The organism is Rhodococcus sp. DK176 (assembly GCF_038447315.2).
GTDB lineage: Bacteria > Actinomycetota > Actinomycetes > Mycobacteriales > Mycobacteriaceae > Rhodococcus_F > Rhodococcus_F jostii_A.
This window is the reverse complement of record NZ_CP118321.2, coordinates 1,591,357-1,608,596: the sequence shown is the minus strand read 5'-3', so window position 1 is coordinate 1,608,596 and position 17,240 is coordinate 1,591,357. Positions and strand designations below refer to the sequence as shown.

At 68.9% G+C, this 17,240-nt stretch carries 13 protein-coding genes and 1 tRNA gene; 10 read left to right on the top strand and 4 right to left on the bottom strand.

What is annotated here, in order from left to right; translation table 11 throughout:
- The first annotated feature begins 4 nt into the window (after window positions 1-4).
- From PSR88_RS07585 to PSR88_RS07565, 5 genes are read left to right on the top strand one after another with little or no spacing between them, the layout of a single operon-like run.
- The gene (locus PSR88_RS07585) at window positions 5-1,195 is read left to right on the top strand and encodes an acyl-CoA dehydrogenase family protein (RefSeq protein WP_009474190.1); all 1,191 of its coding nucleotides are present in this window, start codon (window positions 5-7) and stop codon (window positions 1,193-1,195) included.
- A complete protein-coding gene (locus PSR88_RS07580; protein WP_011594484.1) occupies window positions 1,192-2,292 on the top strand; it encodes an acyl-CoA dehydrogenase family protein in 1,101 nt (366 codons plus the stop codon). The genes PSR88_RS07585 and PSR88_RS07580 overlap by 4 nt, the downstream gene beginning before the upstream one ends.
- A gap of 35 nt (window positions 2,293-2,327) precedes the next feature.
- Entirely contained in the window at window positions 2,328-3,311 is a 984-nt protein-coding gene (locus PSR88_RS07575) for an NADPH:quinone oxidoreductase family protein (RefSeq protein WP_009474188.1), read from the top strand.
- Between the two features lie 11 nt (window positions 3,312-3,322).
- Window positions 3,323-4,111: a RhlG family 3-oxoacyl-ACP reductase gene (locus PSR88_RS07570; RefSeq protein ID WP_011594483.1), complete on the top strand. Its 789-nt coding sequence runs from the start codon at window positions 3,323-3,325 to the stop codon at window positions 4,109-4,111.
- 53 nt (window positions 4,112-4,164) lie between these two features.
- Entirely contained in the window at window positions 4,165-5,823 is a 1,659-nt protein-coding gene (locus PSR88_RS07565; protein ID WP_011594482.1) for an AMP-binding protein, read from the top strand.
- A gap of 72 nt (window positions 5,824-5,895) precedes the next feature.
- Here PSR88_RS07565 and PSR88_RS07560 read toward each other — a convergent pair whose 3' ends face one another.
- Both PSR88_RS07560 and PSR88_RS07555 read right to left on the bottom strand, forming a co-directional pair.
- The gene (locus PSR88_RS07560; protein ID WP_009474185.1) at window positions 5,896-7,056 is read right to left on the bottom strand and encodes a N(5)-(carboxyethyl)ornithine synthase; all 1,161 of its coding nucleotides are present in this window, start codon (window positions 7,054-7,056) and stop codon (window positions 5,896-5,898) included.
- A 213-nt stretch (window positions 7,057-7,269) separates the two neighbouring features.
- Window positions 7,270-7,345: transfer RNA gene (locus tag PSR88_RS07555), tRNA-Arg, on the bottom strand.
- 166 nt (window positions 7,346-7,511) lie between these two features.
- On the opposite strand from PSR88_RS07555, the gene PSR88_RS07550 reads away from it, so the two are divergent.
- Window positions 7,512-9,914 carry a phosphoketolase gene (locus tag PSR88_RS07550; protein WP_029539440.1) on the top strand — a complete coding sequence of 801 codons (2,403 nt, stop codon included), beginning with the start codon at window positions 7,512-7,514 and terminating at the stop codon, window positions 9,912-9,914.
- 9 nt (window positions 9,915-9,923) lie between these two features.
- Here the strand turns inward: PSR88_RS07550 and PSR88_RS07545 are convergent, their stop codons facing one another.
- Together PSR88_RS07545 and PSR88_RS07540 are read right to left on the bottom strand one after the other, a co-directional pair.
- On the bottom strand, window positions 9,924-10,634 hold the full coding sequence (locus tag PSR88_RS07545) for a DUF305 domain-containing protein (protein WP_029539441.1): 711 nt from the start codon (window positions 10,632-10,634) through the stop codon (window positions 9,924-9,926).
- Window positions 10,627-11,547 carry a DUF3105 domain-containing protein gene (locus PSR88_RS07540; RefSeq protein ID WP_009474182.1) on the bottom strand — a complete coding sequence of 307 codons (921 nt, stop codon included), beginning with the start codon at window positions 11,545-11,547 and terminating at the stop codon, window positions 10,627-10,629. Before PSR88_RS07540 ends, PSR88_RS07545 begins: the two co-directional genes overlap by 8 nt.
- Before the next feature lie 218 nt (window positions 11,548-11,765).
- On the opposite strand from PSR88_RS07540, the gene argS reads away from it, so the two are divergent.
- From argS to thrC, 4 genes are read left to right on the top strand one after another with little or no spacing between them, the layout of a single operon-like run.
- Window positions 11,766-13,418, top strand: coding sequence for an arginine--tRNA ligase (argS, locus tag PSR88_RS07535; RefSeq protein WP_009474181.1), 1,653 nt, complete (start codon window positions 11,766-11,768; stop codon window positions 13,416-13,418).
- Window positions 13,415-14,836 carry a diaminopimelate decarboxylase gene (gene lysA / locus PSR88_RS07530; RefSeq protein ID WP_009474180.1) on the top strand — a complete coding sequence of 474 codons (1,422 nt, stop codon included), beginning with the start codon at window positions 13,415-13,417 and terminating at the stop codon, window positions 14,834-14,836. The genes argS and lysA overlap by 4 nt, the downstream gene beginning before the upstream one ends.
- Window positions 14,833-16,146, top strand: a complete 1,314-nt coding sequence (locus PSR88_RS07525) for a homoserine dehydrogenase (protein WP_016883076.1) — start codon at window positions 14,833-14,835, stop codon at window positions 16,144-16,146. The genes lysA and PSR88_RS07525 overlap by 4 nt, the downstream gene beginning before the upstream one ends.
- Entirely contained in the window at window positions 16,143-17,225 is a 1,083-nt protein-coding gene (thrC, locus tag PSR88_RS07520) for a threonine synthase (protein ID WP_005252945.1), read from the top strand. Before PSR88_RS07525 ends, thrC begins: the two co-directional genes overlap by 4 nt.
- Window positions 17,226-17,240: the final 15 nt, after the last annotated feature.

The following is a 17,240-nucleotide window of genomic DNA, read 5'->3' as shown; positions in this document are numbered from 1 at the left end:
GAACATGACCACTGACGAACAGGCGATCGCACGCGACCTCAGCGGCCGCGTCGCGACCCTCGTCGAACAGAACGACCTGTCGGATCCGACCGGGTTCCTCGGAGCCCGATTCGACGCCGGCCTCGCGTGGGTCCACTTCCCGCCCGGACGCGGCGGACTCGGTCTGCCGCAGAGCTTCCAGGCACAGGTCGATGCCGAACTCGCGGCCGCCGGAGCGCCCGGCCCGGCGAAGGGCCGCAACGGGATCGGATTGGGCATGGCCGCTCCGACCATCGCCGCGTTCGGCACCGAGGAACAACAACAGAAGTACCTGCGGCCGATCTTCACCAGCGAGCACATCTACTGCCAGTTGTTCAGTGAACCGGGGGCGGGCTCCGACCTGGCCGCGGTCGCGACGCGAGCCGTCCGTGAGGGTGACGGCTGGAGGGTCAACGGGCAGAAAGTGTGGACGTCGGGGGCGCAGAACGCGCAGATGGCCATCCTTGTGGCCCGGACGGATCCGACGGTGCCCAAGCACGCCGGGCTCACGTACTTCCTGTGCGACATGAGCGATCCCGGTATCGACGTCCGGCCGTTGCGGCAGATCACCGGTGAGGCCGAGTTCAACGAAGTGTTCCTCACCGACGTCCACATTCCCGATACCGATCGGCTCGGCGACGAGGGGCAGGGCTGGCGGGTGGCCACCGCGACCCTCAACAACGAGCGCGTCGCGATCGGCGGTTCCGCGGCCGCCCGCGAGAGCGGCATGATCGGACCGGTCGCACAGGCCTGGCGAGAGCAACCCGAACTCCGCGACCCGGCGATGCACGACGAACTGCTCCGGCTGTGGGTCGAGGCGGAGGTCGCCCGGCTGACCGGGGAACGCCTGCGGCAGCAACTCGAGGCCGGGCAACCCGGCCCGGAGGGATCCGGCCTGAAGCTGGCCTTCGCCCGGCTCGCGCAGACCATCTCGGGTTTCGACATCGAACTCCACGGCGAGGCCGGGCTGCGGTACGACGACTGGACCATGCGCCGACCGGACAGGGTCGACTTCACCGGCCGTGAACCCGGCTACCGGTACCTGCGCGCGAAAGGCAACTCGATCGAGGGCGGCACGTCCGAGATCCTGCGCAACGTCATCGCAGAACGCGTTCTCGGCCTCCCGCCGGAACACCGCGTCGACAAGGACATCGCCTGGAAGGACCTGCCCCGATGAGCACCGCAGATCTGCTGTACTCCGATACGGAAGACGCCCTGCGCGACTCCGTCCGCCGCCTCCTCGCCGACCGCTGCCCACCGGAACTGGTGGTCGGAGCGTACGACCGGGCACCCGCCGACTTCTCCGGAGTATGGAAATCCCTCGCCGTCGAACTCGGACTGGCCGGGCTGCTCGTTCCCGAGGACCTGGGCGGCGCCGGAGCCGGCGCACGTGAGGCCGCCGTGGTCATGGAGGAGATCGGACGTGCCGTCGCGCCCGTCCCGTACCTGTCCAGTGCCGTGCTCGCGACGGTCGCATTGCTGAAGGCGGGAGACACGCGAACGGTCGGCGCACTCGCCGACGGGACGACCACCGGTGCACTCACGGTCGGGCTCGCAACCGCACCGGGGCGGTTCACTCCGACCGTGCGCCGAGAGGGCGACACCCTGACGGGCACCGTGACCAGCGTCGTGGGCGTCTCGGAGGCCGACATCCTGATCGTGCCGGCCCTGGGTCCGGGTGGACTCGAACTGCACACGGTGCCCGCCGGCACCGCCGGTGTCACGGTCACGCCCGTGCTCGCGCTCGACATGACCCGGCCACTGTCGGATGTCGCGTTCGACGCCGCCGCATCCACCCGCATCGACGACGGCAACGCCGCGGCGGCGGTCCGTGAGGCCCTCGTCGTCGGCGCCGCACTGCTCGCCTCCGAGCAACTCGGGCTCGCGCAGTGGTGCTTCGAGACGACCCTGGCGTACGTCAAGGAGCGAACCCAGTTCGGCCGCGCCGTCGGGTCGTTCCAGGCGATCAAACACCGCCTCGCCGACCTGTGGCTCGAGGTCACCTCCGCGGCCGCCGCTGCCCGCTACGCCGCGGACACCGCCGCCCGGGGCGACGCGGACGCCGAGGTCGCGGCCACCGTCGCGCAGGCGTACTGCAGCGACGTCGCCGTCCACGCCGCCGAGGAATGCGTCCAGCTGCACGGCGGGATCGGCATGACGTGGGAATACCCCGCGCACCTGTATCTGAAGAGGGCGAAGAGCGATCAGCTCGCGTTCGGCACCGCCTACCGTCACCGCGCGCATCTCGCCGACCTGATCGACCTGCCCGCGTAACCCGAGCTCCATCACCGACAGTCAGGAAGCAATCCATGAAGGCATGGCGTGTCCACGAACTCGGCGAGCCGCGCACCGCGCTGCAACTCGAGGAGGTCCCGGACCCGACAGCAGGCCCCGGCCAGGTGCTGGTGAAGGTTCTCGCCGCACCGGCGAACTTCCCCGACGTGCTGCTGTGCCGCGGCGAATACCAGATCAAGCCACCGCTGCCGTTCACACCCGGAGTCGAGCTGTGCGGCGAGGTGCTGGAGGTCGGTGACGGCGTGACCCGCTTCGCCGTCGGCGACCGGGTGATCGGCAACCCCAACCTTCCCGGCGGCGGATTCGCTCAGCTGGCGGTGATGGACGAGGCCAACACGTTCGCCGCACCGTCCGCGCTCGACGACGCCGAGGCGTCGGCGTTGAGCATCGGCTACCAGACGAGCTGGTTCGCTCTCCACCGGCGCACCCAACTGAAGCCGGGGGAGACGCTGCTCGTCCATGCCGCCGCGGGCGGAGTGGGCAGCGCCGCAGTGCAATTGGGCAAGGCCGCGGGAGCGAAGGTGATCGGCGTCGTCGGCGGCGCCGACAAGGTCGAGTACTGCCGCCGGCTGGGGGCGGATCTGGTGATCGACCGGCACACCGACGATTTCGTTCCGCTGGTCAAGGAATTCACCGGCGGACGCGGCGCGGACGTCGTCTACGACCCGGTCGGCGGCGACGCCTACGCGAAGTCCACCAAGTGCATCGCGTTCGAAGGCCGGATCCTGATCATCGGTTTCGCCGGCGGCACCATCCCGACACCCGGCCTCAATCACGCCCTGATCAAGAACTACTCGATCATCGGACTGCACTGGGGTCTGTACAAGCAGTACAACCAGCAGGCGATCGCCGACTGCCACGCGGAACTGACCCGGCTCGCCGACTCCGGTGCGATCACGCCGCTCATCAGCGAGCGGCTCTCGCTCGCGGACGTGGCCGACGGCATCGGCCGTCTCGGTGACGGCAGCACCGTCGGCCGCCTCGTCTTCCAACCCTGAAGGGAACGCACATGGACATAGGTTCACTGTTCGACGTCGCGGGCAAGACCGTGGTGGTCACCGGAGGTTCGCGGGGTATCGGCCGGATGATCGCACAGGGATTCGTCCTCGCCGGGGCGACCGTGATCATCTCCGCCCGCAAGGCCGAGGCATGCGAGAAGGCCGCGGCCGAACTGTCCGCCGCCGGGCCGGGGACGTGTCACGCACACCCCGCCGACCTGTCCACCGAGGAGGGGATCGAGGGGCTCGTCGCGCGGGTCGCCGAGGTGTCACCCCGACTGGACGTCCTGGTGAACAATGCCGGAGCAACGTGGGGTGCGTCGGTCGACGATTTCCCCGCCGCCGGTTTCGACAAGATCTTCGACATCAACGTCAAGGGCGTGTTCATGCTCACCCAGGCGTTGCTGCCGAGTCTGCGGGCCGCGGCGACGGACGGTGACCCGGCCCGGGTGATCAACATCGGGTCGATCGACGGACTCGTGGTGTCGGGTAGCGAGAACTTCTCGTACGGGGCGAGCAAGGCCGCGGTCCACATGCTCACCCGCAAGCTCGCAGCGACGCTGGCTGCCGAGCGGATCACCGTCAATGTCATTGCCCCCGGACCGTTCCCGAGCAAGATGATGGCGTTCGTCCTCGACGACCCGGAGCGCAAGGAAGCGGTCGAGAGATCGGTCCCGCTCGGCCGGGTCGGCACACCGGAAGACGTCGCCGGCGCCGCGATCTTCCTCTCCTCGCGCGCCGGGGCCTACCTCACCGGCACCGTCGTCCCCGTCGACGGCGGGATCTCGGGAACACGCTGAACAGCACGTCAGACAGTCGGAACACGGAACGAGCGAGAGGCGGCACGGCGGCGATGAGCTGGTACGACGACAGACCCTGGATGGAACGGTACGACGAGAACACACGTTCCGTGGGGGAGATCCCCGCGCGGACAGCGCTCGACATGTTCTCGGCCGCGGTCGAATCCGCCCCGGACGGGCCGGCCATCCGGTACCTCGGCGGCACCCTCGACTACCGCGCGGTCGACGAACTCAGCGACGGTGTGGCCGCCTACCTCGCCGAGAACGGGTTCGGGAAGGGCGACCGGCTCGCCATCTACCTGCAGAACGTCCCGCAGTTCGTGCTCGCGTTGCTCGGCACGTGGAAGGCGGGCGGTGTCGTCGTCCCGCTGAACCCGATGTACCGGGACGAGCTCTCCCACATCCTCACCGACGCCGGAGTCACCGCGATCGTGTGCAGCGAGAACGCGTGGGCCGATCGGGTGGCGGAGCGGGCGTCCGCCGCGGGTGTGCGGATCGCGATGACCGCAAGCGAACTCGACATCCAGACGTCGGACGACCCACGGGTGTTCGGGGGCGTGACCCGGGTGCGCGCCCAGGGCGTGCCGGACCTGCTCGAGGTGGCGCGGGCGTGCGCGGGAGCCGACGTGCCGGATCCCGGTCTGGTCCCGGACGACGTCGCGCTCGTGTCCTACACGTCCGGAACGAGTGGAGTCCCCAAGGGAGCGACCAACACCCATCGGAATCTCACCGTCAACAGTTCCATCCTGCGCCTGTACGAGAGCAAGCCCGCCGGTTCGCCGATCTTCGCGCTCGCGCCGCTGTTCCACATCACGGGCATGGTGTGCCAGCTGCTCACCGCGATCGACCTGGCGTCGCCGCTGATCCTCGCATACCGGTTCGAGGCAGGGGTGGTGCTCGACGCCCTCGAGCGGGAGCGGCCGGTGTTCATGGTCGGCCCGTCCACCGCCTATATGGCGCTGATGGCCCACCCCGACTTCTCCGGTGAGCGCTTCGCCTCGCTGGAGGCCGTGATGTCCGGTGGCGCCCCGCTGCCCCCTGCCATCGTCGAACGGTTCCGGGAGCTGACCGGAAAGTACATCCGCAACGGCTACGGGCTCACCGAGACCAGCGCGCCCTGCGTCGTCGTCCCGCCGAACCTGGAGGCGCCGGTCGATCCGTCGTCGGGCACGCTGGCGATCGGCCTGCCCCTTCCCTCCGCCGTGATCCGGATCGTGGGGGAGGACGGGCAGGATCTCGACCCACTCGAGGTCGGGGAGATCGCCGTCGACGGGCCGATGGTCGTGCCCGCGTACTGGAACAAACCCGACGCCACGGCGCAGTCGCTGCCCGGCGGCCGGCTGCTCACCGGCGACGTGGGATTCATGGACGCCCAGGGCTGGGTGTACGTCGTCGACCGCAAGAAGGACATGATCAACGCGTCCGGGTTCAAGGTCTGGCCCCGCGAGGTCGAGGACGTCCTCTACCGGCATCCCGCGGTCCGGGAGGCCGCCGTCGTCGGGGAGCCGGACAGCTACCGCGGCGAGACCGTCGCCGCGTTCGTCAGCCTCCGCCCCGGGCAGACGGCCGAGACGGACGACCTCGTCGAGTACTGCCGGGAGCGGCTGGCGAGCTACAAGGCCCCGAGGCGCGTCGAAATCGTCGACGAACTACCCAAGACGGCCAGCGGAAAGATCCTCCGACGCGAAATGCGCCGCAGCACCCCGGCCTGAACCCGCCGCCATCCCGGACGAACGGGACGCTCGTTGCGTCAGATCGAACGAGCGTCCCGTTCGTCCAGTCGATCAGGCGACGACCGGGTGCGGGTAGTCCGCCGCGCGGTGCTGGAACGACAGGATTCGGGGGTTCTGCACGACTCCGTCACGGATCTCGACGGCCCGCCGGATCGTGTCGCTGCGGTCCCAGGCGGCGGGTCCGTCGAGGACCGTCCCCAGATGGGGGAGCAGGGCCTCGCTGATCTCCCAGGTCGCCGAATTCCACAGGTAGGACGGGCTGTGGTCGACCGCGTAGTAGCGGACGTTCTCACTGATCATGAACGTCGGATCGGCGAACGACGTCGGCCGGGCCCAGCTGAAGCCCATTCCCTGGTCGCAGGACACGTCGACGACGAGGCTGCCGGGCAGGAGGGTCTCGATGTCCGAGTCGATCAGGAACGTCAGCGGCGATTCCGTGTCCTGCAGGACGCAGTTGACGATGATGTCGTGCCGGGCGAGGAACCCGGCGAGCGGCATCCGGCCCTCGTCCGTGGTGACGTGGCTGCGGCGCGGATCGGCGTCGTCGTGATCGAACTGCACGATCTCAGCCGAGTGGATCGGCGAGCTCACGGCGGTGACCCCGCGTTGCGTGACGACGTGGACGTCGTGGATGCCCAAGGCGTTCAACGCGGTGACGGCGCCGCGAGCGGTGGCACCGAAGCCGAGCACCACGGCGCGCAGGCGGCGGCCGTAGTCGCCGGTCGAACCCGCGATCGACAGGGCGTGCAGCACCGAGCTGTATCCGGCAAGTTCGTTGTTCTTGTGGAAGACATGGAGCTGGAACGACCCCTCGACGCTCCAGTGGTTCATGGCCTCGAACGCGATCAACGTGAGGTGGCGATCGACGGCCACCTGGGTGAGCTCCGTGTCCTGGACGCAGTGCGGCCACCCCCACAGGATCTGGCCGTCGCGCAGGTCCGCCAGATCCTTCGCGAGAGGTTTGGGCAGCAGGAGGACGTCGGAGTGCTCGATCAGCTGCTCCCGGGTGCGCAGCCCGCCCACCGAGCGGGCCAGCTGCTCGTCGGAGACACCGAAGGGCTCGCCGTAGCCGTACTCGAGGTGGATGCGGCCACGGAGGTCGGGGTCGATCCGGTCGAAGTGGAGCGGATGGATCGGGAGCCGGCGTTCGTCGGGCTTACTCGAACGCGCGACGACGCCGAGGGTGAGTGGATGAGAGCGGTGTTGCTGCACAGGGGTGTCCCTTGGTCGACACTGCCGGAGAGAGTCTTCGGCAGAGAGTTCTTACCGCGGAACCCGCAATGGAGGAGGCCAGCGTTCGATCGGTGGGCGCGCGGCATCTGCCGGCGCGGCTGCAGCTCTCGACAAAGCCCGAGGAGATCACTCGGGGAAGACTGGTAGCACCAGAGAGAAAGACTGCGCCGCGACAGGCGACCCAGTTTCTCGTGGTGCCCCCGGCAGGATTCGAACCTGCGACCTTTCGCTCCGGAGGCGAACGCTCTATCCCCTGAGCTACGGGGGCGCACCGGAAAACCGGTGTGCCGATTGGGCTGGCCAATCGTAGCGCATGGGTAGTGGGATCGACCAAATCGGTCCCCCTACTTCGTGGACTCGCCCCGGTAGCGGCCCGGACACGCCTAGTGTCGGGAGGACGTGGACGCTCGCGAACTCCCGGGGAGGCGTCGAGAATGACCGATGGACCGCAGTTGGGGTCGCAGGACCCCGACGGGCACTATTCCGATTCCGACCTCGAGCTGGACCTGCGGTGGTGGGCGGCGGCCAACTATCTGACGGTCGCGCAGATCTACCTGCAGGACAACGCGCTTCTGCGTGAGCCGCTGCGCCCGGAACACATCAAACCCCGGCTGCTCGGGCACTGGGGGACGAGCCCGGGTCTGTCGATGATCTACGCCCTGCTGAACCGTCTCATCCGCCGGACCGACACCGATTGTCTCTACGTGACGGGTCCCGGACACGGTGGTCCGGCGCTCGTCGCCGCCACGTACCTGGAGGGGACGTACTCGGAGGTGTATCCGGGCGTGTCCCGCGACGCAGCGGGTATCCACCGGCTCTGCCGGCAGTTCTCGACCCCGGGTGGCATCCCGAGTCACGTCAGTGTGCAGACACCGGGCAGCATCCACGAGGGCGGCGAGCTCGGCTACGCCCTCGCGCATGCCGCCGGGGCGGCGTTCGATCACCCGAATCTGTTGGTGGCGTGCGTGATCGGAGACGGCGAGGCAGAGACGGGACCGCTGTCCGGTTCGTGGAAACTCCCCGCCTTCCTCAATCCGGAACGCGACGGTGCGGTGTTGCCGATCCTGCACGTCAACGGAGCGAAGATCGCCGGGCCCACCGTCTACGGCCGCAGCAGCGACGCGGACATCGAGGCATTCCTCGGCGGTCAGGGGTGGGCGCCGACCGTCGTCTCCGGCGACGACCCGCGGCAGGTCTTCCCGGCGCTGCATCGCGCACTCACCGACGCGCACACCGCGATCTCCGACCTTCAGCGGGAGGCGCGGGCCGGCAGGCGCAGCGCCGCCAAGTGGCCGGCGATCGTGCTGCGCACTCCGAAGGGCTGGACCGGGCCGCGGACCGTCGACGGCGTGCTCGTCGAGGGCACGCACTGGGCCCATCAGGTTCCGCTGTCGGGGGTGCGGACCGACGAGGCGCACCTGCGTCAGCTCGAGGAGTGGATGCGGTCGTACCGCCCGGACGCACTGTTCGACTCGTCCGGCGCACTCTTTGCGGACCTCGAGCGGCTGGCGCCGCAGGGCGACAAGCGGATGGGATCGTCGCCGTACGCGAACGGCGGCCGCCTGCGTGCGGATCTTCCCGTGCCGCCGCTGGAGAAGTACGCGCTTGCGATCGAGAAACCCGGCACCACCCACCACGAGACCACCCGGGTGCTCGGGGAACTGCTCCGCGACCTGTACGCCGCCACCACCACGCCCGACGGCGGCGGCTACTTCCGGCTGTTCTGCCCGGACGAAACGTCCAGCAACCGGTTGGGCGCCGTGTTCGAGGTGACCGACCGCTGCTGGCAGCTGCCGGTCACCGACCACGACGACGGGCTGTCGGCCCGCGGCCGGGTGATGGAGGTGCTCAGCGAGCACCTCTGCGAGGGATGGCTCGAGGGGTATCTGCTGTCGGGGCGGCACGGGCTGTTCGCCAGCTACGAGGCGTTCGCGATGGTGAGCGTGTCGATGCTCATCCAGCACACGAAGTGGTTGCAGCATGCGGTGGATCTGCCGTGGCGGGCGCCGGTGGCGTCGCTGAACGTCCTGCTGACCAGCACCTGCTGGCGCAACGACCACAACGGGTTCAGTCATCAAGGGCCGGGCATGATCGACGCCGTCATCCCGCTCGCACCGGACGTCGTCCGGATCTGGCTGCCACCGGACTCGAACACTCTGCTGTCCATCTCCGACCACTGCCTCCGCAGCACCGATCACGTCAACCTCATCGTCGTCGACAAGCAGCCGCACCTGCAGTACCTGACCCTCGCGGAGGCGCACGCACACTGCGCGGCCGGGGCGTCGGTGTGGGCGTGGGCGGGGACGGAAGCCGCGGCGGGCGCCGACCTGGACGTCGTGCTCGCGGCCGCCGGGGACGTTCCGACCCAGGAGATCCTGGCGGCGGCGCAGTTGCTGCGCGAGCACACGCCGGAACTGGTCACCCGGGTGGTCAACGTCGTCGACCTGATGGGGTTGCTCACACCCACGGAACATCCGCACGGATTCGACGAGCGCATGTTCCTGGACCTGTTCACCGCGGACACGGACGTGGTGTTCGCGTTCCACGGGTACTCGCGCGCCGTCCACGAGCTGATCCACGGGCGTCCCACCCCGGACCGTTTCCACGTTCGCGGCTTCAGCGAACAGGGCACCACGACCACCCCGTTCGACATGGTCGTGCTCAACCGTATGAGCCGCTATCACCTGGTCCTCGAGGCGCTGCGACGCACGCGGAGGGAACCGTCCGGTGCCGGGGAATTGGCCGACTTCTGCCTCCGGCAACTCGAACGGCACGGCGAATACGTCGTCGCGCACCTCGAGGACATGCCCGAGGTGCGCGACTGGACGTGGTCGTGAAGCCGGAGGTCAGTTCATCGGGAGGGGAGCGGCGCCCTTCGCGGTGAGCATGTTCGTCATCACCGTCGATTCGCTCTGCTGCGTGTCCACCATCGTTTGCGCGAGAGAGCGCACCGCGTCCTCCGACGCGTGCTGGGCCGCGTACTCCATCATCGGGAGCCCGCCCTGGTGGTGGCGCAGCATCAGCTGCAGGTACAGGACGTCGACAGCCGGTCCGGTGGCCTGACGCAGCGCGGCCATGTCCTCCGAGGACGCCATGCCCGGCATCTTCGACATCGAACCCATGTGCCCGCTGTCGGCGGCCCCGTGGTCGTGACCGTCGGAGTGCTCGGATTCCATCCAGCCCATGTAACCGCCGGACGGCAGCGCCGGCTGATCCCACAACGCGAGCCAGCCCTGCATCTGCCCGAGCTGATTCTGCTGCGTGGTGAGAATGTCGTACGCGAGGCCGCGCACTGCCGGGTCGGTGGCGCCCGGCAGCGCGATCGCCGACATCTCCACCGCCTGGCTGTGGTGCACGCTCATGTCCTGCGCGAATCCGACATCGACGGAACCTGCCTCGGGGACCGGGGCGCCGGTGTCCTCGAGCGGAAGCCGGGCGAGGAACCCGAGCGCGAATCCGAGCGCGATGGCGCCGATCAACCCGATGACCAGCAGCGCTGTTCGCTGACTGGGCCGGGACGGGGCTGGATCGTCTGCGGGTTCGGCAGGACTAGCCATTGCCACCCTCGGCCGGCGCCTGCTGCAGATCGGACGGCAGCTGCAGGTCGCTCGGGAGCTGCATGCCGCTGGGCAGCTGCGCTCCCGCACCACCGGATTCCGACTGGTCGGGGCTGATGCCGCCACCGTCCATCGGGACCGCGTCCGCGCCGGGTGTGCTCGGGTCGAACGGCGGCGGGTTGTCCGGGTCGAAACCGGAGCCCGGGATGGACGAGCAGCTCGCACCGACCTCCGGGTAGGTGTTCTTGTTGATCCGCAACGCGGTGATGAACTGGTCGATGCGCTCGTCGTCGACGCTGTCCAGCTTCAGCTGGTGGCCCCACGACTGCAGCGAGACCGGGCTGTCGAGGCCCGGGTACGGCGAGAGCAGCGTGTACGTCTCGCCGTCCACCTTGTCCTTCAGCGTCTCGACCTGGTCGGCGGACAGCTCGTCCGGGTTGTAGGCGATCCACACGGCGCCGTGCTCGAGCGAGTGCACGGCGTTCTCGGTGCGGATCGCGTTCGGGTAGACCGTGCCGGTGCACGTCGCCCAGATTGCGTCGTGGGGGCCGCCGAACGGGGGCGACTGGTCGTACGCGACGCGCTGCGTCGGCTGGATGTGGATGCCGGCCGGGTAGTCGACCTTGACGACGCCGTCGATGTTGACCGACGGGTCGGGATTTTCGGCGCTCGGCGCGTACTTCGCGGCCTCTTCCTTGGCCTGGTACTTGGGGACCAGGTTGATCGCGAGGACCGCCACGAGTGCGAGAACGGCAGCTCCGGCGCCGATCGTCAGCCAGGGGATGCTCCGCGGAGCGGACGCGCCACCCTTGACTTTCGCGCCGCCGCTCTTCTTCTTGGCGGCCTTGATGGCCTTCGCCGACTTCGCGCCCGAGTTCTTATCGGGACCGCGACTTTCCGAACCGCTTGGCATCGATTGTGATCTTTCGGTGTGAGGGTTACGGGCGCTCGACCCCCGGCAACCGGAAGCTGAGGGCCGGGACTCAGGGCGACACCACTGTACTTTCCCACCCTGAGCGCAACCTGGGAGAGTGGCCGCGGCCACGCTCGCCGGCGGTCGCCGGGCCCGCGACGGGACTCGCGGCAAGGCGGATCACCGCCCGGGACACGTTGGCCATAGGATAGATACCTGTGACTCCAGCTGACCTTGCCGAACTGCTCCGCGGAACCGCCGCGAAAGTGCTCGACGAACGCGGACTCGACGTGTCCGTGCTTCCCGAAACTCTCACGGTCGAGCGTCCGCGCAATCCCGAGCACGGCGATTACGCCACCAACGTCGCGATGCAGGTGGCCAAGAAGGTCGGTACCAACCCGCGTGAGCTGGCCGGCTGGCTCGCCGAGGCGCTGACCGCGGCCGAGGGCATCGACAGCGCCGACATCGCAGGCCCGGGCTTCCTCAACATCCGCCTGGCCGCCGACGCGCAGGGCGCGATCGTCGCGAAGATCCTCGACGAGGGCGCCGCCTTCGGGTCCGGCCACACGCTCGACGGCAAGCGGATCAACCTCGAGTTCGTCTCCGCCAACCCGACCGGGCCCATCCACCTCGGTGGAACGCGCTGGGCCGCGGTGGGCGACGCGCTGGGCCGGATCCTGTCCACCCAGGGCGCGGCAGTCACCCGCGAGTACTACTTCAACGACCACGGCGCCCAGATCGACCGGTTCTCCCGCTCGCTGATCGCGGCCGCCAAGGGCGAACCCGCCCCCGAGGACGGTTACGCGGGCGCGTACATCGCCGACATCGCCGCCCAGGTGCAGTCCCAGCGCCCCGACGTGCTGGAACTGCCCGCGGGCGAGCAGCAGGAAGTGTTCCGCGCCATCGGCGTCGACCTGATGTTCGCCCACATCAAGCGCACCCTGCACGAGTTCGGTGTCGACTTCGACGTCTACTTCCACGAGAACTCGCTGTTCGAGTCCGGTGCGGTGGAGAAGGCCGTCGAGACGCTCAAGGACTCCGGCAACCTCTTCCAGGAGGACGGCGCCTGGTGGCTCAAGAGCACCGACTTCGGCGACGACAAGGACCGTGTCGTCATCAAGAGCGACGGCAACGCGGCGTACATCGCCGGTGACATCGCCTACTTCCAGGACAAGCGCTCCCGCGGCTTCGACCTGTGCATCTACATGCTCGGTGCCGACCACCACGGGTACATCGGCCGGCTCAAGGCGGCCGCGGCCGCGTTCGGCGACGACCCCGACACCGTCGAGGTGCTGATCGGCCAGATGGTGAACCTCGTCCGCGACGGCGTCGCCGTGAAGATGAGCAAGCGCGCCGGGACGGTCATCACCCTCGACGACCTGGTCGAGGCGATCGGCGTCGACGCGTCGCGGTACGCGATGATCCGGTCGTCGGTGGATTCGAGCATCGACATCGACCTCGAACTGTGGACGAGCACCGGCAACGAGAATCCGGTGTACTACGTGCAATACGCACATGCCCGCCTGTCGGCCATCGCCCGCAACGCCGCCGACCTCGGTATCGCCGTCGCGGATCCCGACTTCTCGCTGCTCGTCTCGGAGCAGGAGGGTGATCTGATCCGCACCCTCGGCGAGTACCCGCGCGTCGTCACCAGTGCCGCGAATCTGCGTGAGCCGCACCGCATTGCGCGGTATCTCGAGGAGCTGGCCGGTGCCTACCACCGGTTCTACGGCGCCTGCCGGATCCTGCCCCAGGGCGACGAGGAGGTCGGCCCGCTGCACATCGCGCGACTGGCGCTGTGCGACGCGTCCCGGCAGGTCCTGTCCAACGGGCTCGCCCTGCTCGGCGTCAGCGCACCGGAGCAGATGTGAACGCGCACCCCGCAGGTCCCAAGCACGCCGAACAGCTGCACGCACCCGGTCTGCCCGAACGTCCCGCCGACGCGGCTGCGTTCGCCGCACTCTCGCCCGAGGTGTGGCCTCGCAACGCCCACCGCGGCGCGGACGGGGTCGTCAGCCTGGCAGGCATCCCGGTCACCGAACTGGCCGAGAAGTACGGCACCCCACTGTTCGTCGTCGACGAGGACGATTTCCGGTCCCGCTGCCGCGACATGGCCCGTGCGTTCGGGCCCACCGCCAAGGTGCACTACGCGTCCAAGGCGTTCCTGTGCGGCGAGATCGCCCGCTGGGTCGCCGACGAGGGCCTGTCCCTGGACGTCGCGTCGGGCGGCGAACTGGCGGTCGCCCTGCACGCCGGCTTCCCGGCTGAGCGAATTGCCATGCACGGCAACAACAAATCGGTCGCCGAGCTGAACGCCGCCGTGTCGGCCCGGGTCGGGCACATCGTGCTCGACTCCGCCACGGAGATCGACCGCCTCGACAAGGTGGCCGCCGAAGCCGGTGTGGTGCAGGACGTTCTGATCCGCGTGACGGTCGGAGTCGAGGCGCACACCCACGAGTTCATCTCCACGGCCCACGAGGACCAGAAGTTCGGGTTCTCGCTCGCGGGCGGAAAGGCGATCGACGCGGTCCGCCGGGTCTTCGCCGCCGGCAACCTGCGGCTGGTAGGTCTCCACAGCCACATCGGTTCGCAGATCTTCGATGTCGACGGATTCGAGTTGGCCGCGCACCGTGTGATCGGGCTGCTGCGGGACGTCGTCGCGGAGTTCGGTGTGGAGAAGACCGCCCAGATCTCGATCATCGACCTCGGTGGTGGCATGGGAATCTCGTACGTCCCCTCCGACGACCCGCCGCCGGTCGATCAGCTCGCCGCCAAACTCGGCGACATCGTGCGCAACGAGTCGGCGCTCGCCGGTCTGCCCGAGCCGACGCTGGCCGTCGAACCCGGACGCGCGATCGCCGGACCCGGCACGGTGACGCTGTACGAGGTCGGCACCATCAAGGACGTCACCGTCGGCGCCAACCTCACCCGCCGGTACGTCAGCGTCGACGGCGGAATGAGCGACAACATCCGTACCGCGCTGTACCAGGCGGAGTACGAGGCCAAACTGGTCTCGCGGGTCAGCGACGCGGCGCCGGTGGTGTCCCGTGTCGTCGGCAAGCACTGCGAGTCCGGTGACGTCGTGATCCGCGACACCTGGATGCCCGAGGACATCGACGCCGGCGATTTGCTCGCCGTCGCGGCCACCGGTGCATACTGCTATTCGATGTCGAGCAGGTACAACCTGCTCGCCCGCCCTGCCGTGGTGGCGGTGCGCGACGGACAGTCGCGCGTGATCCTCCGGAGGGAAACCGTGGAAGACCTGCTGAGCTTGGAGGTACAGGAGTGACGAGCGAATCGGCGCATCGCGCTATCGGTGTGGCCGTCCTCGGCCTCGGCAACGTCGGGAGCGAGGTGGTGCGCATCCTGCGGGAGCACAGCGAAGACCTCGAGGCTCGCGTCGGTGCCCCGCTGGAACTGCGTGGAGTGGCCGTGCGCCGCCCCGGCAAGGACCGCGGAATTCCCGAGGAGTTGCAGACCACCGACGCGGAGTCCCTCGTGGCCCGCGACGACGTCGACATCGTCGTCGAGGTGATCGGCGGCATGGACCTGCCCCGCAAGCTGATCCTCTCGGCGCTCAATTCCGGCAAGTCCGTCGTCACCGCCAACAAGGCGCTGCTCGCCGATCACACCGGTGAACTGGCCGAGGCGGCGGAACTGCACAACGTCGACCTCTACTTCGAGGCCGCCGTGGCCGGTGCGATCCCCGTGATCCGCCCGCTCATCCAGTCCCTCGCCGGTGACCGGGTGAACAAGGTCGCCGGAATCGTGAACGGAACCACCAACTTCATCCTGTCGGCGATGGACGAGACCGGCGCGGACTACGCCGCGACCCTCGCCGAGGCCGGACGTCTGGGTTACGCCGAGGCCGACCCGACCGCCGACGTGGAGGGTTACGACGCCGCGGCCAAGGCGGCCATCCTCGCGTCGATCGCGTTCCACACCCGGGTCACCGCCGCCGACGTGTACCGCGAGGGGATCTCCAAGATCACCGCGGCCGACCTGACGTCGGCTCGCGCACTCGACTGCACGATCAAGCTGCTGTCCATCTGCGAGCGGATCGCCACCCCCGAGGGCAAGGAGCGGATTTCCGCGCGGGTCTACCCGGCGCTCGTGCCGCTGGAACATCCGCTGGCCTCGGTCAACGGTGCATTCAACGCCGTCGTCGTCGAGGCGGAGAACGCCGGGCGCCTCATGTTCTACGGCCAGGGCGCAGGCGGCGCCCCCACCGCGTCGGCCGTGATGGGCGACCTGGTGATGGCCGCGCGCAACAAGGTGAACGGCGGCCGCGGCCCCCGCGAGTCCAAGTACGCCAAGCTGAAGATCGCGCCGATCGGCGACATCCCCACGCGGTACTACGTCAACATGCAGGTGGCGGACAAGGCCGGGGTCCTGTCGGCGGTCGCTGCCGAATTCTCGCAGCACGGCGTCAGCATCTCCACCGTGCGGCAGGAAGGCGCCGGCGACGGGGCCCGCCTCGTCGTCGTCACCCACGTCGCGACGGATTCTGCTCTGTCGGAAACCGTTGAGGCACTGAGCAAACTCGAATTCGTCACCGCTGTGACCAGCGTGCTGCGACTGGAAGGCACCGAACAATGACCGGCACCCGTAACCCCGTTCACACCCCCTGGCCGGGGCTGATCGAGGCTTACCGCGACCGCCTCGCCATCGGACCGAACTGGAAGACGGTCACCCTGCGCGAGGGCGGCACCCCGCTGCTGCCCGCCGGGCACCTGTCGGAGCTCACCGGTTGCGACGTCTACCTGAAGGTCGAGGGGCTCAACCCGACCGGTTCGTTCAAGGACCGCGGCATGACGATGGCCGTCACCGACGCGCTGGCCCGCGGTCAGCAGGCCGTCCTGTGTGCGTCCACGGGTAACACGTCCGCTTCCGCCGCCGCGTACGCCGCGAAGGCGAAGATGACCTGCGCCGTGCTGGTGCCGCAGGGCAAGATCGCGATGGGCAAGCTCGCGCAGGCCGTCATGCACGGCGCGCGGATCATCCAGGTGCAGGGCAACTTCGACGACTGCCTCGAACTGGCCCGCAAGACCACCGCGGAGTTCCCCACGATCGGGCTCGTGAACTCGGTCAACCCGGTCCGTATCGAGGGCCAGAAGACCGCGGCATTCGAGATCTGCGACGCCCTGGGCAAGGCCCCCGACGTGCACGCGCTCCCGGTCGGCAACGCGGGCAACATCACCGCGTACTGGCGCGGGTACTCCGAGTACTACGCGGACGGACTCACCAGCGTGAAGCCCCGCATGCTCGGTGTCCAGGCCGCCGGCGCCGCACCGCTCGTCCACGGCGCACCGGTGAAGGACCCGGAGACGATCGCGACCGCGATCCGCATCGGCTCGCCCGCGTCCTGGAACGGTGCGGTCACCGCCAAGGAAGAGTCGCACGGCGCCTTCCGGGCCGCGACCGACGACGAGATCCTCGAGGCGTACCGGCTGATCGCCAGGACCGAAGGGGTGTTCGTCGAACCCGCCTCGGCCGCGAGCGTCGCGGGTCTGCTCGCCGCCCGCAAGGAGGGCTGGCTGGACTCGGGCCTGACCGTCGTGTGCACGGTCACCGGCAACGGTCTCAAGGACCCCGACACGGCGCTGGCGGGTATGCCTGAGGTTCAACCGATCCCGGTCGATCCTGTCGCTGTCGCGTCTGCCCTCGAGCTGGCGTAGTGGTGGCGCCCACGC

Excerpts from the sequence above, each read along its gene's own strand:
- thrC (WP_005252945.1), top strand. The coding sequence starts at position 16,143 with ATGACCGGCACCCGTAACCCCGTTCACACCCCCTGGCCGGGGCTGATC.
- PSR88_RS07550 (WP_029539440.1), top strand. The coding sequence starts at position 7,512 with ATGACCGATGGACCGCAGTTGGGGTCGCAGGACCCCGACGGGCACTAT.
- PSR88_RS07575 (WP_009474188.1), top strand. The coding sequence starts at position 2,328 with ATGAAGGCATGGCGTGTCCACGAACTCGGCGAGCCGCGCACCGCGCTG.
- PSR88_RS07545 (WP_029539441.1), bottom strand. The coding sequence starts at position 10,634 with ATGGCTAGTCCTGCCGAACCCGCAGACGATCCAGCCCCGTCCCGGCCC.
- PSR88_RS07565 (WP_011594482.1), top strand. The coding sequence starts at position 4,165 with ATGAGCTGGTACGACGACAGACCCTGGATGGAACGGTACGACGAGAAC.
- PSR88_RS07540 (WP_009474182.1), bottom strand. The coding sequence starts at position 11,547 with ATGCCAAGCGGTTCGGAAAGTCGCGGTCCCGATAAGAACTCGGGCGCG.
- PSR88_RS07585 (WP_009474190.1), top strand. The coding sequence starts at position 5 with ATGACCACTGACGAACAGGCGATCGCACGCGACCTCAGCGGCCGCGTC.
- PSR88_RS07570 (WP_011594483.1), top strand. The coding sequence starts at position 3,323 with ATGGACATAGGTTCACTGTTCGACGTCGCGGGCAAGACCGTGGTGGTC.
- PSR88_RS07580 (WP_011594484.1), top strand. The coding sequence starts at position 1,192 with ATGAGCACCGCAGATCTGCTGTACTCCGATACGGAAGACGCCCTGCGC.